The organism is Sciscionella sediminilitoris (assembly GCF_000737195.2).
GTDB lineage: Bacteria > Actinomycetota > Actinomycetes > Mycobacteriales > Pseudonocardiaceae > Sciscionella > Sciscionella sediminilitoris.
The window spans coordinates 23,812-38,321 of sequence record NZ_JALM01000023.1 but is presented as its reverse complement, the minus strand read 5'-3'; the positions used below and the strand labels follow the sequence as shown (position 1 = coordinate 38,321).

Here is a 14,510-nt window from a genome sequence, read left to right as displayed (position 1 = left end):
GATTCAAGGGGAAGCTCAGCCTCCACGATTCAAGGGGAAGCTCAAGTGCCCGGTGTGCGTCTTGTTGACGAATTCGGCGACTTCGCGCTGGTGTCGTTCCGAGTGTAGGTAGGCGGTGCAGTCGCGGCCCCACATCAGTAGCACGGTGATCGCGATGTAGAGGCACATGAGCAGGATGATGGGTTGGCCGCTGATGATCTGTCCGATATCGAAGACGATGTTGAGCGCGCCGATCACGGTCAGGGTGATGCGCCCGCCGTGGTGACCGCGGTGCAGCCAATAGGCGCCGATGAGTTGGATGATCGCTTGGACGAGGCAGCCGATTCCCATCGGAATGGCCAGTGAAGGGGCGACACCGAAATCGTACAGGGTGCTGGGTCCGGCGACCGCGCCCGCGACGACCAAGACGATGCCGACGAGGACCACGACGGCGCTGCCGATCCAGGTGAGTACTTCCCCGGCCACGAGTTTGCGCGGGCGGTCGAGCATGGGGATTCCCCGCCGGTCCAGCTCGGCGAAGAAGGCTGCCTCCCGCGCCTGGTCGGCCGTGGCTCCGGATGGCGCGCCGTAGCCGGACGGAACCGAACCCGGCGCTGGGCCTTGTGGGAGCGGAAAATCCTGTGCTGTTCGCGATTGTTCCGGCTGTCTCTCGCTTTCTTGGAATTCCCGCATATTTCCCCCTTAGCCGATATTGTCTTCGCCGTCGTGCAGGTGATGTTCGGCACAGTAAGCATGCGCGTCGGCGGTGTCGACTCGAACAGCCCGCGATCCCTCCTGTGGGGGAGCAAGAGCGACCGTTCGCCGCACCGCACCGCCGAACGACGGCAACCGGTCTGACTGATGTTGCTCCGGTTCAGCGCAGCAGGGAGCCCAGCCGTGCGGCGGCTTCGGCGACGGTGTTGCCCAAGGCCGAGTCGTCGGGCGCGGAGAACAGGGACAGCCCGATGCTGATCTCCTTCCCGGGCACCATCGCCGAAATCCCGATGATCGAGGGCGCGATTTCCCCGTAGGACACGGCGAATCCGCGTTCGCGTGCGAGGGTGACTTCTTCGCGTTCGTTCTCGATCGGTGGTGCGGCGGCGAGCATCGCCAGCCCCGCGGAGCCGCGGTCGATGGGGTCGACCTGGCCGGGCCGGAAGCTGACGTGCATCCGCGCCTGGCGTGGTTCCACGATCATCAGCATCCGCACCTGTTTGTCGTTCTCGCGCACGACGAGGTGCGCGGTGGCCTGGGTGAGGTCGGTCAGTTCTTCCAGTACGGGTTTGGCGAGGGTGCGCAGGTCCTGTTCGACGGGTTCGGCCAGCCGGACGAGTCCGGTGCCGAGTGAGATTCGCTTGAACCGGTCTCGCCGGCACAGTTGGTGTGCTTCGAGGGTGCGCACCAGCCGGTGGGCCACTGTCCGATGGGTACCGATCGCTTCGGCGATCTCGGTCAGTGTGAGGCCTTTCGGGTGCGTGACGAGCAGTTCCAGGATCTCCAGTCCGTTGTGCAGTGTCTTCGACATTCCGGAGTCGAGTTCGGACACGATGACGCTCCCTTGACGGCCGGTGGCAGTCCGACCTAGTCTTTCCGTACTTCGCACGCTGCGTGCGATAATAGCACACACATTGAGGTTGTGGAACCCACCGGAGGTCAGCGTGGACGTCGAGACCCTCGCGCTCGTGCACCAGCTGTACGGCGCGCAGAGCCACTTCATCGACGGCGGTGACGCGCGGGCGTGGGCGGAGACCTTCACCGCGGACGGCGAATTCCACTCGCCCAGTTATGCGGCACCGGTCGCCGGGACGGACGAGCTGACCCGGTTCGTCGAGGAATTCGCGGCACAGGAGGGAATCACCCGCCATGTGCTCACCAATATCCATGCCGTCCCGGCCGGTCAGGACCTGATGGTGCGCGCCTATTTGCAGATCGTGCGCACGATGCCGGGCGGGCCGGCGGAATTGCTTCGGCAGACCACGATCACCGACCACTTGGTGCACACCGCGGACGGCTGGCGTATCCGGCGCCGCACGGTGCGCCGGGATGATCAGGAATCCACGGAAACGGAGAACTCATGAGCGAGACGCTTGCCCAGCACGAGCCGATGACGGCCGGTTACCCGGAATTCGCGGGCAAGGTCGCGGTCGTCACCGGAGCGGCCCGCGGAATGGGTGCCCGGTTCACCGCAGCCCTGGCGGCTCGCGGAGTGCATGTGGTCGGCGCGGACATCAACGAGGAGCAGATGCGTGCCACGGCGGCCGAGCTCGAGCAGGAGGTCGCGGGCAGCACGCAGCCCGGCCGGATCCTCGGTGCCCGCATCGATGTCACCGATGCGAGTGAGCACGAAACCGTGGCGGCCTTGGCGATCGAACGGTTCGGGCGTCTCGACTTCTGGGTGAACAACGCGGGGATCTTCCCGTTCGCGCTCGCCGGGGAGATCACGCCGGAACAGCTCAACGCGACCCTCTCGGTCAATGTCGAAGGGGTGCTCTACGGGGCGCAGGCAGCCGCGCGGCACATGAGCCCGGGCAGCGCGATCGTGAACATGTCCTCGGTCTCGGCTGTTCGGGTGCGACGTGGTCGTGGGGCCTACTGCACCTCGAAGGCGGCCGTCGCGCACCTGACCGAATCGCTCGCGGTGGAACTCGGCGACCAGGGGATCCGGGTCAACGCGATCGCCCCTGGCTACATCGACACCGAGATGACCCGCTGGGTCAAGGAGGATCCGGACGCCTTGCGGCATGCCCTGGATGTCGTGCCGCTGCACCGGCTCGGCTCGCCCGAGGAGGTCGTGGGGCCGCTGCTGTTCCTGCTTTCCGACAGCGCCCGCTATGTGACCGGGCACAGCATCGCCGTGGACGGTGGTTCCCGGCATGTCTGAGCCCGCTGACGAGTACCCGGACACGGTGCTGATCACCGGGGCCGCCGCCGGAATGGGCGCGAGCCACGCCCGCGCGCTCGCCGCGCGCGGAACGCATGTCTGCCTCGCCGATATCGCCGATTCCGCGCCCGTTGTCGAGGAGATCACGGCCGCGGGTGGTTCAGCGCAGGCGCACGAGCTGGATGTGACCGATCCGGCGGCGTGGGCCCGGGTGGTCGCCGAGGTCCGGGAAGCACGGGGACGGCTGACCGGATTGGTGAACAACGCCGGTATTTCGCGGCGGCTGGACTTCCTGGACACCACCGATGAGATCTGGGAGAAGGTACTGCGGGTCAATCTGTCCGGCCCGTTCTACGGGATGAAGGCGGTCGCGGAGCTGATGCGCGATTCCGGCGGCGGTTCGATCGTGAACATTTCCTCGATCTCCGGTCAGATCGGCTATTTCTCGCCCGCATACTCGTCCAGCAAATGGGGGCTGACCGGGCTGTCGAAATCGGCGGCCGGTAATTTCGCGAAGTGGGGAATCCGGGTCAATTCCGTGCATCCAGGGCTGGTGGAAACCGAGCTGCTCGCCGGTGCGGACGCGTTCGTCGCCTCGGCGGTGGCCAGTATCCCGGCCGGGCGCATGGCCAAACCCGCCGAGATCACCGAGGCCGTGCTGTTCCTGCTTTCCGCGCGGTCGAGCTATCTGACCGGAAGCGAGCTCACCGTGGACGGCGGGCTGGTCTCCAATGGGCTGTATCACCGGATCACCGCCGAGAGCACAGGGAGCGCGCATGACTGAGCACTGGGATGTGATCGTCATCGGCGGTGGCGGTGCCGGGCTCGCCGCCGCGGTCACCGCGGCCGAACGGGGCGCTTCGGTGCTGCTGTTCGAAGCGGAGAAGGAACTGGGCGGTTCGACCCAACTGTCCGCGGGCCTGTTCACCGCGGCAGGGACGAGTGTGCAGGCCGCGCTGGGTATCGAGGACTCGGCCGAGCGGTTTTTCCAGCACTACATGGATCTCAACCAGTGGCAGCTCGAGCCGGGGCTGATCGCGGAATTCTGCGCGCGATCCGGCCCGACGCTGGAATGGCTGATCGGCCTCGGGGTGGAGATCCCGGCGAAGGTGTCCGGGAACGCGCACGAGCCGGGGCTGTGCCAGGCCGGTGTCGAGGATGCGTGGCGCGGTCACGTGCCCAAGGATCAGGGCTACGGGATCGTTTCCGTGCTCGCCAAGGCGGCCCGCGCGCACCGGATCGAGGTCGTGCTCAACACTCGGGTGGAGCGCCTGCTCGATCGGGACGGCCGGGTGACCGGGGTCGTCGCCGACGGCATCGAGGTGTCCGCCGGGGCGGTCGTGGTGGCCAGCGGTGGGTTCGCTCGGGATCGGGAGTTGCTGGCCCGGCATTACCCGGCGGCGCTGCGGGCGGGGGAGGACCTGTTCGTGGTGGCCGCCGAGGGCAGCCGCGGTGATCATCTGCGCTTCGGTGCGCAGCTTGGTGCCGGGATCGCGGGCGCGGGCTGGGGATTGCTGTTGCCCACCGCCTATTTCCAGCGCCTGCACCACTGGCAGTCCGGATTCCCGCCGAAATCCCGGATCCACGTCAACGGCGCGGGCCGCCGGTTCATGGACGAGGACGTCTCCTACGCGGTGTCCGGCGGGATCATCGAAGCCCAGGGCGGTACCGCGTGGCTGGTCTTCGACGAGCGGGCCCGCCGCGAGCTGCCGGCCGGGTACGCGCACTGGGCCGCCGAGCACGTCCTGGCCGAGGCGGAAGCCGGGCGCACCCTGCGCGCGGACAGTCTCGAGGGACTGGCGGGTATGACGGGAATTCCGGCCGGGGCACTGACCGCGACCGTGCGCCGGTGGAACGAAACGCTGCCACACGGCCACGATCCGGATTTTCTGCGGCATCGGAGCCTGGCCAGCAAAGGCGCGACCGGGTCCCCGGCCCCGATCGCCGAGGCGCCGTTCTACGCGGCGCGCCTGCTGCCCGCGGAGCTGGTGTGCACCCACGCCGGACTCGCTATCGACACGCGCGCCGCCGTGCGCGATGAACGCGGTGAGGTCATCGCGGGCCTGTTCGCCGCGGGCGAGGCCGGAGCCGGTGTGCTCGGGCAGCGCTATGTCGGTGGCGGCAACGCCGTCGCCAATGCCCTGACCATGGGCCGGATCGCCGGTGCGAACGCCGCGCCCTGAGCGCCCCTTTTCTGGTCGACTCAACGAGGAGAGCCATGAGTGCCACCATCGCAGCCGGTGATCTCGCCGGCCGCACCGTGCGGAAGGTCAGCCGCAGAATCCTGCCGCTGATCGCCCTGCTGTACGTGTTCAACTACATGGACCGGTCCAACATCAGCTACGCCCAGCTGGGCATGCAGCACGAGTTGATGATCACCACGGCCGTTTTCGGCATCGCCTCGGCGATTTTCTTCCTCGCCTACGTGGTGTTCGAGATCCCCAGCAACATGATCATGAAGAAGGTGGGCGCCCGGATCTGGCTGGCCCGCATCGCGATCAGCTGGGGCATCGTCACCGCGATCACCGGGTTCATCCAGGACATCCCGCAGCTCTACATCGCGCGGATCGTGCTCGGTATCGCCGAGGCGGGCCTGTATCCGGGGCTGCTGCTGTATCTGACGCTGTGGTTCCGGCCCAAGGAGCGCGGCCGCGCGATCGCCACGCTGGCGCTGGCCCAGCCGGTCGCGATGATCCTGGGAAGCCTCACCGGCGGGGTGATCCTGGACCACGTCCACTGGTTCGGCCTCTCCGGCTGGCGCTGGGTGTTCATCCTGCAGGGCCTGCCCGCGGTGCTGATCGGGCTCGTCGTGCTGGCCTATCTGCCGAACAAACCGAGCCAGGCGCGGTTCCTGACCCGCGAGGAGAGCGACTGGCTCGAGGCGGAGATCGACGCCGACTACGTACCCGAACAGCGGGAGACCTTCCTGGGTCAGCTGCGCGTCATGAAGAACGGCAGGGTGCTTTTCCTCGCGGTGGCGAATCTTTTCGCCGCGTGCGGGCTCTACGGGTTCACTTTCTTCCTGCCGCAGATCATCAAACAGCTGGACCCCGCGTATTCGGCGACCAATATCGGCTTTCTCGGCGTGATCCCGTGGATCGTCGGCGCGATCGGCATGCTGCTACTGGCGCGCAACTCCGACCGGACCGGGGAACGGCGCTGGCACGTCGTCGCGCTGATGCTGCTGGCCGCGATCGGACTGTTCGGCACCATCCAGTTCCGGCACGACCCGGTGGCCGCGCTGATCTGCCTTTCCCTGGTCGCGGTCGGGGTGCTCGGCTATCTCGCCCCGTACTGGGCGCTGGCCGCGCGGGTGCTGTCCAAGGAACACACCGCGGTCGGGCTGGCCACGATCAACTCGATCGCCGCGCTCGGCGGGTTTTTCGGACCCTATGTCATCGGCCAGAACGCGAGCGTGGACGACGTGTCGGCCGGGTTGTATTTTCCGATCGCCTGCCTGGTGATCTGCGCGGTGCTGCTGTGTTTCCTGAAGGTCAGCAGGGAACGGCGTACCGAGGTCCCCGAACTCACGAAATAGTTTCCACTACCGAGGAGGCGAGAGCATGGCCTATTACCGGCGGATCGGTGCGGTGCCACCGAAACGGCACACCCAGCACCGCGATCCCGATGGCGGCCTGTATTACGAGGAACTGATGGGCGAGGAAGGCTTCTCCAGTGATTCCTCGCTGCTGTATCACCGCGCGATTCCGTCCGCGATCGTGGACTCGACGGTCTGGGAACTCCCGGATCCGGCCACCGAACCCAATCATCCGCTCAAACCCCGGCACCTGAAACTGCACGGCCTGTTCCCGGAGGCGGCAGCGGACATCGTGACCGGAAGGCGCCTGGTTCTCGGCAACGCCGATGTGCGGATCTCCTATGTCCTCGCGCGGGAAACCTCCCCGCTGTACCGCGATTCGATCGGTGACGAGTGCGTCTACATCGAATCCGGCGCGGGCACGGTGGAAACCGTGTTCGGGGCGCTGACGTTCGGCGAGGGCGACTACGTGATCCTGCCGCGCGCCACCACGCATCGCTGGGTGCCCGATGGGGAAGTGCGCGCCTACGTCATCGAGGCGAACTCGCACATCACCCCGCCCAAACGGTATCTCTCGCGGTACGGCCAGCTGCTGGAGCACGCGCCCTACTGCGAACGGGATCTGCGCGGGCCCGAGGCGCCACTGCTCGCCGAGGGCACCGATGTCGAGGTGCTGGTGAAACACCGTGGCAGTACGGGAATCGTGGGTACCCGGCTCGTGTACCCGCAGCACCCCTTCGACGTGGTCGGCTGGGACGGCTGCCTGTATCCGTACATCTTCAACATCCGCGACTTCGAACCGATCACCGGACGGGTGCACCAGCCGCCGCCAGTGCACCAGGTCTTCGAGGGCGAGAATTTCGTGGTGTGCAACTTCGTCCCGCGCAAGGTGGATTACCACGAGCTGTCCATTCCCGTTCCGTACTACCACTCCAATGTGGACTCCGACGAGGTCATGTTCTACTGCGGCGGGGATTACGAGGCACGCAAGGGATCCGGCATCGGCCAGGGCTCGATCTCGCTGCATCCCGGTGGGCATTCGCACGGTCCGCAGCCCGGCGCCTACGAACGCAGCATCGGTGTGGAGTTCTTCGATGAGCTCGCCGTCATGGTCGACACCTTCCGGCCACTGGAACTCGGGGAGGGTGGCCGCGCCGCCGAAGATCCGGGCTACGCGTGGACTTGGGCGGGCCGGGGGCCGCGGTGAGCCTCTTCCACGGATTCCTCGATGATGCCGCGGTGTTCCCACCCGGACTGAAACCCTTGGCGCGGGCGGTCTCCGACCATCCGGTGCATCGCGGCGCGGGCTACGGGAAGCTGGTCGGCCCGCTGATCCTGGCGGCACCCGCGCTTGCCGAATTGGGCGCGCTTCCGGTTGATTCCGTCCCGCTCGAGCTGGCGATCACCGCGCCGCGGGGCCCGGCCCAGTTGCCCGAGGCGCTGCGCCGGGCCGCCGATCTGCCGGTGCGCGTGGTCGCCTTCGAGGTCGCGGTGCCCGAAGACCTGCCGGTGGCGGAGTTCTTCACCGGCCTGGAACCCGCGGGTGAGGTGCCGGTGTTCGTGGAGATCCCGCGCGATGCCCGGCAGGCCGAGGTGATCGCGAACTGCGCCAGTGCCGGGCACCACGCCAAATTCCGCACCGGCGGGGTGCGCGCCGAGCTGTATCCGGACGAGCCGGAGCTCGCCGCGGCACTGCTGGCGGTGGTACGCGCCGGGCTCGCGTTCAAGGCCACCGCCGGGCTGCACCACGCGCTGCGCAACACCGACAAGGACACCGGATTCGAACAGCACGGTTTCCTGAACCTGCTGCTGGCCACGGCAGCCGCCGTACGCGGGGCGCCGCTCCAGGAACTGATCACCGTACTGGCGGAACGGGACGGCGCTCGGATCGCCGAAGCGATATCCACAGTGGACTCATCCGTCCGCGCGGTGTTCCGTTCCTTCGGCACCTGCAGCATCACCGAACCGGTGACCGAATTGGCGGATCTGGGACTGATTCCCGCATCGATGAAGGGGCAATGACGATATGACCAGGATCGACATCCCGGAAGGCTCGTTGTTCGGACTGGACAACCTGCCCTATGGCGTGTTCTCCGTCGGGGACAGCGCGCCGCGCGTCGGGGTCCGGGTCGGTGATTCCGTGGTGGACCTGGCGGCGGCGCTCGGCGAGGACGTGTTCGCGCGGCCGAGCCTGAACGCGTTCATGGCACAAGGCCATCAGTGGTGGGTCCAGGTGCGGGAGCGGATCACCGCGCTGGTGGGCGGTGAGGTGCCCGAGGCCGCGGTGTTCGCGGTCGAGGAGGTCACCATGCACCTGCCCGTCGAGGTGGGCGACTACGTGGACTTCTACGCCAGCGAGCATCACGCGAGCAACCTCGGACGGCTGTTCCGGCCGAACGCCGAACCACTGATGCCGAACTGGAAGCACCTGCCGGTGGGGTATCACGGGCGTGCGGGCACCGTGGTCGTCTCGGGCACCGATATCGTGCGCCCCTGCGGCCAGCGTAAGGCTCCCGACGAGGACACGCCCAGCTTCGGCGCCTGCCGCCGCTTGGACATCGAGGCCGAACTCGGGTTCCTCGTCGGCACCGGATCCCCGCTCGGGGCGGGAATCGGCACGGGCGAGTTCGCCACGCACGTGTTCGGCGCGGTCCTGGTCAACGACTGGTCCGCGCGCGATATCCAGGCATGGGAGTACGTGCCGCTCGGACCGTTTCTCGGTAAGAGCTTCGCGACCTCGATCTCGCCCTGGGTGGTCCCGCTGCTCGCCCTGGAGGCCGCACGGGTTCCCACCCCGGTGCAGGATCCCGCGCCGCTGCCGCATCTGCGGGACACCGAACCGTGGGGACTCGACATCGAGCTGAGCGTGGCCTGGAACGAACAGGAAGTGGCCCAGCCGCCCTACCGGGAAATGTACTGGTCGCCCGCGCAGATGCTCGCACACATGACCAGTAACGGAGCGTCCACGCGCACCGGCGACCTCTACGCCTCCGGCACGATCTCCGGCCCGGACAAGCGGCAGCGGGGCGCGTTCATCGAACTGACCTGGGGCGGAGCGGAACCGGTGACCGTCGACGGCGAGCAGCGTTCCTTCCTCCTGGACGGCGATACCGTCGCCATCACCGCCACCGCGCCAACCGGAACCGGGCGGCTCGGATTCGGCGAGGTACGCGGTCGCGTCCTGCCCGCCGAAGGTGACGGTGCCGCACCGATCCGTTGAACATCGCGAGGATCCGGATCAGGCCGCCTCGGCGCTTAGTCCGGTCTCCTCGGCAAGGTCCAGGAGCCGCGCGCGAACGAGATCCGGGCGTTCCTCGGTGATGAAGTGTCCGCAGCCGGGCACGCGTTCGAGGGTGTAATCCCGCGCGCGGGCGGTTTCGGCGGCGGCCAGTGCCGGATGGATCGCGGGATCGTTCACCCCGAACAGCGCACGGATCGGCACACTTGCCCTTCGCTTCTCGGGATGTCGCGCCAGAGCGGGCATTTCGCGCAGCAGGAAGCTGCGATACGTCTGGGCCGCTGTGCGTGCGCTGACCGGATCACGAAAGCTGTCGGCGTAGACGCGGGCCGCGGAGTCGGTGACTCCGGCGCTGACGAGCAACCTGCGCACGAGACCGGTGCGACGGTGCAGCGGAACACCGGCGAACGCGACCACCGGCTGGTAGGCGAACCGCCACAGGTGCCGGCGCAGGGTGGCGGGAGATTGCCAGGGGTGGGCGATGTTCAGCGCCAGCAGACCGGAGATCCGGTCGGGCGCGCGCAGCGCCAGCAGATGCCCGATCCATCCTCCCCAGTCGTGCCCGATCAGCAGTACCCGCGACAAGCCGAGTTCGTCCAACAGCGCCAGCACATCCTCGACGACGTCCTCCTTGGCCCACCGGTGCGGTGCCGCGCCGGACCATCCGTAGCCCGGCAGATCGGGCGCGATGACGCGCAGGCCGCGCGGGGGATCGGCGAGCAGCTCCCGGTAGGCGTAGTGGTGCTGCGGCCAACCGTGCAGCGCGAGCACCGGAACCCCGGAACCGGACTCGGTGACGTGGAACCGCACCCCGCGCGCCGTGACCGAACGGCGCACCACACCGGGAATGTCCGGGGCGCCGTCTGCCGTGGACCCCGGCGCGGCGGCGAGGATCGCACGGGCCAGCCGCAGTCCGGTGCCGGGTGTGCCCAACGAGGCGGGCGGGGCGAACAGGGTGAACACTCGCAGGAACCGGTCCCTGAGGACGGGATCCGTGGCGACCGCACCGAGAAACGTGTTGCCCAGCGGTGCGAGAGCGCGGATCGGCAGTGGGAGCGGTCCGGCCGCGGGCCCCAGGATGGCGCGGTCGGCGACGGCGGCGAGATTCCAGGTGTCCCGGACCGGTTTCGCGGCGGCCCGGAAGTACCGGCGCGGCAAGTCGTGCGCTCCGTCGCGCAGGGTCGTCGCGAGCGCCTCGGCCTGCATCGCGGCCGTGGTCATGCCCTGCCCGTACGTGGGATTCAGACTGCACACCCCGTCGCCGAGCACGAGCAGCCCCTCGGGGAACGCGCGCATCCGGTCGTACCGGCGCCAGCGGCTGGCCGGGAACGTCCGCGAACCGGGTTCGGTCAACGGCTCGGCGCAGCGCAGCGCGGCGACCACGTGCGGTGGCGCGAAATCGGCCACGAAATCGATCATGCCGACGGTGTCCGATGGCGGTTTGTTCCCGGCGACTCCGAACACCGAGACATCCCATATCTCGTCCTCGTGACGGAACATCGCGAGGCCCTTCGGGCGCGTACGGGTGGCGCTGATCAGGACCATCTTCTCGGTGAGCGCGCGGGAATCGATGCGCATCTGCAGGCTCGAATAGGCACCCCTGACCTTCACGGTGTCCTCGTCCGGGCGCGGAAATCCGAGCTCCTCCAGCCACACCGGGGTGCGGGCGCCACGCCCCAGCGCATCGACGACGAGGTCGGCGTCGAGATCCAGTGGCCCGTCCGGCCCGGTGGCCCGGACCCCGGTCACGCGCCCTTCTGTCGTCCGCAATCCGTCCACGGCGCACCGCTGCACGATCCGGACGGTCGGTACCCGCCTCAGGTGCGCACGCACCCGGTGCTCCAGCATCGGGCGACTTGGTACGTGGATCGCGGCCCCGGGACCCGGCACGGCCCCGTGCAGATGGTGTCCCAGCGGTTCGAAGTGGATGTCCTCGGCATCGTCCCGGACGACCGGAACCCCGCGCTCCTCCAGATCCGCGAGCAGTCCCGGAAAGAATTCCTCGATGAGCTGGCCGCCCCGGGGCAACAGGGTGTGTCCGTGTGCGCCCTGCGGGACCCCGCGCCGCGGGTGTGCCTCCTCGGGGAGTGTGTCGCGATCCACGACCGTCACGGCCGCGTAGTGCTCGGACAGCGCCCGGGCGGCGAGCAATCCGCCCATCCCGGCGCCGAGAACGATCGCGTGTTCGCCATGAATCCGCATCGACGGCCTCCTTGCCTGCGTACGGCACGAATAACGTTGTTATGTTGCCTGTATAACATAGTTACGCCACCCTTGACCAGGTGAGCACGAAGGATCGTTTGATCGAAGCCGGACTCGGACTACTCGAGTCGGATGGGCCCGAAGCACTGAACGCGCGCAAGCTCGCCGGGGAGATCGGCGCTTCCACGATGACCGTCTACACCCACTTCGGCGGAATGGCGGGACTGTACGAGGCGCTGATCCGGCGGGTGTTCGTGCAGTTCGGGGAGGCACTGGCGGAGATCGAGCGCACCGAGGATCCCGTCACGGATCTGCTCGCGCTCGGTGTGGCCTATCGGGAGTTCGCCCTGGCCAGCCCGCAGCGGTACCGGCTGATGTTCGGTATGACCGCACCCGGCAGCGAAAACCCGGTGGCTCGGGACCTGACTACCGAGGGCTCCCCCAGCGGCATCGCGGAGGCCTCGGCGACATTCGAGCAGCTGCACGGGGCCGTTCGGCGTTCCCTCGATGCCGGGCGGATCCACGGCGACGATTCGGTCGCGATCGCGGGCCAGTTCTGGAGCCTGGTCCACGGCTTCGTGCTCCTGGAGATGTCGGGCTTCTTCGGCCAGAACGGCGAGGGGGTCACCACGGTTCTCGCGCCGCACGCGAAGAACCTCCTGCTCGGCCTCGGCGACGATCCGGCGCGGACCGAGGCATCGCTGCAGACCGTTCTCGCATGGGCCGCGGCGCGCGGGACCACGGCGAAGAACACCCCGCAGGTAACGAGCATCCGGCACGGCCGCAGGCCACGCGCGAACCGGTAGCGGGAGTGAACCAGGGAGGACTGCCATGGGCGACCGAAACGACGTCATCATCGTCGGCGCGGGCTCGGCCGGATGTGTGCTGGCGAACCGCTTGTCGGCGGATCCTGCGCTTTCGGTACTGCTGCTCGAAGCGGGACCGCGGGATCGGAATCCGCTGTTGCACGTCCCGAAAGGTTTCGGGAAACTGCTCGGCCATCCCCGGCTTACCTGGCAGTTTCCCACCGAACCGGTCGGCTCGGAGCGGCGCGCGGAGCAGTGGGTGCGCGGGCGGGTGCTCGGCGGGTCCAGTTCGATCAACGGCATGGTCTACAACCGGGGCCACGCTGCCGACTACGACGAGCTCGTCCGGCTGGGAAACCCCGGATGGGGCTGGCCGGAGATGCTGCGGATCTTCCGCGCGATCGAGGACCATGCGCTCGGTGCCTCGGACACCCGCGGGGCAGGCGGACCACTCGGGGTGAGCGTTCCCGGATCGGATGACCGGCTGTGCGAGGACCTACTCCGGGCAGGTGCCGAGGCGGGGCTGCCACGGTGCGCCGACGTCAACGACTCCGACGGCGAGCGCATCGGCTACGCACCCGCCACCATCCGCGATGGCAGGCGAGTCAGCGCCGCCCGGGCGTTCCTGCGTCCCGCGGCCGGGCGGCCGAACCTCCGGGTGATCACGGGCGCCACCGTGGAATCGCTGCTGTTCGACGGGGAGCGTGCGGTGGGGGTTCGGACCCGCGAAGGCCGTCGCATGGTCGAACACCGGTGCACGCGTGAGGTCGTGCTCTCCGCGGGCGGCATCGGCAGCCCGGTGCTGCTGCAGCGGTCCGGGATAGGCCCCGCCGAAGTCCTGCGCCGGGCCGGGATCGATACGCGTATCGACCGGCCGGAGGTGGGCGCGCACCTGCGTGAGCACCGCTGCGTACCGCTGCAGTTCCGGCTCTCCGCCGAGCTCGGATACAACCGGCAGCTGGCCGCACCGGCCGCGCAGGTCCGCACGGCCGCGCGGTACTTGCGCACGAGGGCCGGGCCACTCGCCCTTCCCGCGCACGACATCCTCGGTTTCCTGAAGACCAGCGAGGACGCGCCCCGGCCGGATGCACAGGTTCAATTGGCGCCCTGGTCGGTGAAGCCGATGACCGCGGGCGGGACGGCGCAGGTGGAGGACGCCGCGGGCATGCAGGGCATCGGATACGTGCTGAAACCAGACAGCGAAGGGCGCATCGCCGTCGTCTCGGCAGCACCGGACTCCGCGCCCGTCATCGAGCCCGGTTTCCTCGCCACGGGCCGCGACCGCCGGATCACCGCGGACACGCTGCGCCGTATGCGGGAGCTCTTCGCCCGCGAGCCCGTGGCCAGGCACATCGCGGAGGAAACCCTGCCAGGCTCCGATGTGGACGGTGACGAGGAGATCGTCGATGCCGCACTGACCAAAGGGTACTGCGGCTATCACACGGTGGGGACCTGTGCGATGGGGCCGAACCAGGGCGATGTCGTCGATTCGCGGTTACGGGTCCGCGGCGTGGACGGCCTTCGCGTTGTCGATTGTTCGGTCCTGCCGACGATGGTCTCCGGCAACCTCAACGGCCCCGTCATGGCGATGGGATGGCGTGCCGCCGAGCTGATGGCCGAGGACCTGTGCTGATCCGGTTGCTCGGAGACCGTCACCGGAAGGCTGCGGCGTGATCCCGGGCCCAATGCGCGAAGCTCCGGCCCGGAGTGCCGGTCACCTCCGGCACCGTGGGCAGCACGCCGGGGCTTTCCACCGCGCACACCCCGGGAACCGAGACGGCGGCGGCGACCTCGTCGGGCATCTCTTCGGTGGCAAGGGCGGAGTCCTCGATGAAACTCAGCTCGCGGCCGATCGCCGCGCCGATG

14 protein-coding genes are annotated in these 14,510 nt (G+C 68.3%); 10 read left to right on the top strand and 4 right to left on the bottom strand.

Annotated elements, in window-relative coordinates; translation table 11 throughout:
• Positions 1–15 precede the first annotated feature (15 nt).
• Positions 16–672 carry a hypothetical protein gene (locus AD72_RS37150; protein ID WP_231644803.1) on the bottom strand — a complete coding sequence of 219 codons (657 nt, stop codon included), beginning with the start codon at positions 670–672 and terminating at the stop codon, positions 16–18.
• Between the two features lie 181 nt (positions 673–853).
• Positions 854–1,525, bottom strand: a complete 672-nt coding sequence (locus AD72_RS12210) for an IclR family transcriptional regulator (protein ID WP_231644802.1) — start codon at positions 1,523–1,525, stop codon at positions 854–856.
• Positions 1,526–1,637: 112 nt separating this feature from the next.
• On the opposite strand from AD72_RS12210, the gene AD72_RS12205 reads away from it, so the two are divergent.
• The 8 genes from AD72_RS12205 to fahA are packed head-to-tail and all read left to right on the top strand — an operon-like array spanning position 1,638 to position 9,618.
• Positions 1,638–2,057, top strand: coding sequence for a nuclear transport factor 2 family protein (locus tag AD72_RS12205; protein ID WP_031466592.1), 420 nt, complete (start codon positions 1,638–1,640; stop codon positions 2,055–2,057).
• Positions 2,054–2,860, top strand: a complete 807-nt coding sequence (locus AD72_RS12200) for an SDR family NAD(P)-dependent oxidoreductase (RefSeq protein ID WP_031466591.1) — start codon at positions 2,054–2,056, stop codon at positions 2,858–2,860. Before AD72_RS12205 ends, AD72_RS12200 begins: the two co-directional genes overlap by 4 nt.
• Positions 2,853–3,644 carry an SDR family NAD(P)-dependent oxidoreductase gene (locus AD72_RS12195; RefSeq protein WP_031466590.1) on the top strand — a complete coding sequence of 264 codons (792 nt, stop codon included), beginning with the start codon at positions 2,853–2,855 and terminating at the stop codon, positions 3,642–3,644. The genes AD72_RS12200 and AD72_RS12195 overlap by 8 nt, the downstream gene beginning before the upstream one ends.
• Positions 3,637–5,043: an FAD-dependent oxidoreductase gene (locus tag AD72_RS12190; RefSeq protein WP_031466589.1), complete on the top strand. Its 1,407-nt coding sequence runs from the start codon at positions 3,637–3,639 to the stop codon at positions 5,041–5,043. The genes AD72_RS12195 and AD72_RS12190 overlap by 8 nt, the downstream gene beginning before the upstream one ends.
• A 35-nt stretch (positions 5,044–5,078) precedes the next feature.
• Entirely contained in the window at positions 5,079–6,398 is a 1,320-nt protein-coding gene (locus tag AD72_RS12185; RefSeq protein WP_031466588.1) for an MFS transporter, read from the top strand.
• 25 nt (positions 6,399–6,423) lie between these two features.
• Positions 6,424–7,605, top strand: a complete 1,182-nt coding sequence (locus AD72_RS12180; protein ID WP_031466587.1) for a homogentisate 1,2-dioxygenase — start codon at positions 6,424–6,426, stop codon at positions 7,603–7,605.
• Positions 7,575–8,420 carry a hypothetical protein gene (locus tag AD72_RS12175; protein ID WP_037345533.1) on the top strand — a complete coding sequence of 282 codons (846 nt, stop codon included), beginning with the start codon at positions 7,575–7,577 and terminating at the stop codon, positions 8,418–8,420. Before AD72_RS12180 ends, AD72_RS12175 begins: the two co-directional genes overlap by 31 nt.
• Before the next feature lie 4 nt (positions 8,421–8,424).
• On the top strand, positions 8,425–9,618 hold the full coding sequence (fahA, locus tag AD72_RS12170) for a fumarylacetoacetase (protein ID WP_031466585.1): 1,194 nt from the start codon (positions 8,425–8,427) through the stop codon (positions 9,616–9,618).
• Between the two features lie 18 nt (positions 9,619–9,636).
• Here fahA and AD72_RS36485 read toward each other — a convergent pair whose 3' ends face one another.
• Positions 9,637–11,838 carry an alpha/beta fold hydrolase gene (locus AD72_RS36485; protein ID WP_156365153.1) on the bottom strand — a complete coding sequence of 734 codons (2,202 nt, stop codon included), beginning with the start codon at positions 11,836–11,838 and terminating at the stop codon, positions 9,637–9,639.
• An 80-nt stretch (positions 11,839–11,918) separates the two neighbouring features.
• Here AD72_RS36485 and AD72_RS12160 point away from each other — a divergent pair, with 80 nt between their 5' ends.
• Both AD72_RS12160 and AD72_RS12155 read left to right on the top strand, forming a co-directional pair.
• Positions 11,919–12,644, top strand: a complete 726-nt coding sequence (locus AD72_RS12160) for a TetR/AcrR family transcriptional regulator (protein ID WP_063890740.1) — start codon at positions 11,919–11,921, stop codon at positions 12,642–12,644.
• Between the two features lie 25 nt (positions 12,645–12,669).
• Positions 12,670–14,277 carry a GMC family oxidoreductase gene (locus AD72_RS12155; protein ID WP_031466583.1) on the top strand — a complete coding sequence of 536 codons (1,608 nt, stop codon included), beginning with the start codon at positions 12,670–12,672 and terminating at the stop codon, positions 14,275–14,277.
• Between the two features lie 19 nt (positions 14,278–14,296).
• Here AD72_RS12155 and AD72_RS37585 read toward each other — a convergent pair whose 3' ends face one another.
• Positions 14,297–14,446: a hypothetical protein gene (locus tag AD72_RS37585; protein ID WP_231644804.1), complete on the bottom strand. Its 150-nt coding sequence runs from the start codon at positions 14,444–14,446 to the stop codon at positions 14,297–14,299.
• Positions 14,447–14,510 lie beyond the last annotated feature (64 nt).

Coding starts and splice junctions, on each gene's coding strand:
- AD72_RS37150 (WP_231644803.1), bottom strand. CDS start 672: ATGCGGGAATTCCAAGAAAGCGAGAGACAGCCGGAACAATCGCGAACA.
- AD72_RS12200 (WP_031466591.1), top strand. CDS start 2,054: ATGAGCGAGACGCTTGCCCAGCACGAGCCGATGACGGCCGGTTACCCG.
- AD72_RS12195 (WP_031466590.1), top strand. CDS start 2,853: ATGTCTGAGCCCGCTGACGAGTACCCGGACACGGTGCTGATCACCGGG.
- AD72_RS12190 (WP_031466589.1), top strand. CDS start 3,637: ATGACTGAGCACTGGGATGTGATCGTCATCGGCGGTGGCGGTGCCGGG.
- AD72_RS12185 (WP_031466588.1), top strand. CDS start 5,079: ATGAGTGCCACCATCGCAGCCGGTGATCTCGCCGGCCGCACCGTGCGG.
- AD72_RS12180 (WP_031466587.1), top strand. CDS start 6,424: ATGGCCTATTACCGGCGGATCGGTGCGGTGCCACCGAAACGGCACACC.
- fahA (WP_031466585.1), top strand. CDS start 8,425: ATGACCAGGATCGACATCCCGGAAGGCTCGTTGTTCGGACTGGACAAC.
- AD72_RS36485 (WP_156365153.1), bottom strand. CDS start 11,838: ATGCGGATTCATGGCGAACACGCGATCGTTCTCGGCGCCGGGATGGGC.
- AD72_RS12155 (WP_031466583.1), top strand. CDS start 12,670: ATGGGCGACCGAAACGACGTCATCATCGTCGGCGCGGGCTCGGCCGGA.
- AD72_RS37585 (WP_231644804.1), bottom strand. CDS start 14,446: ATGCCCGACGAGGTCGCCGCCGCCGTCTCGGTTCCCGGGGTGTGCGCG.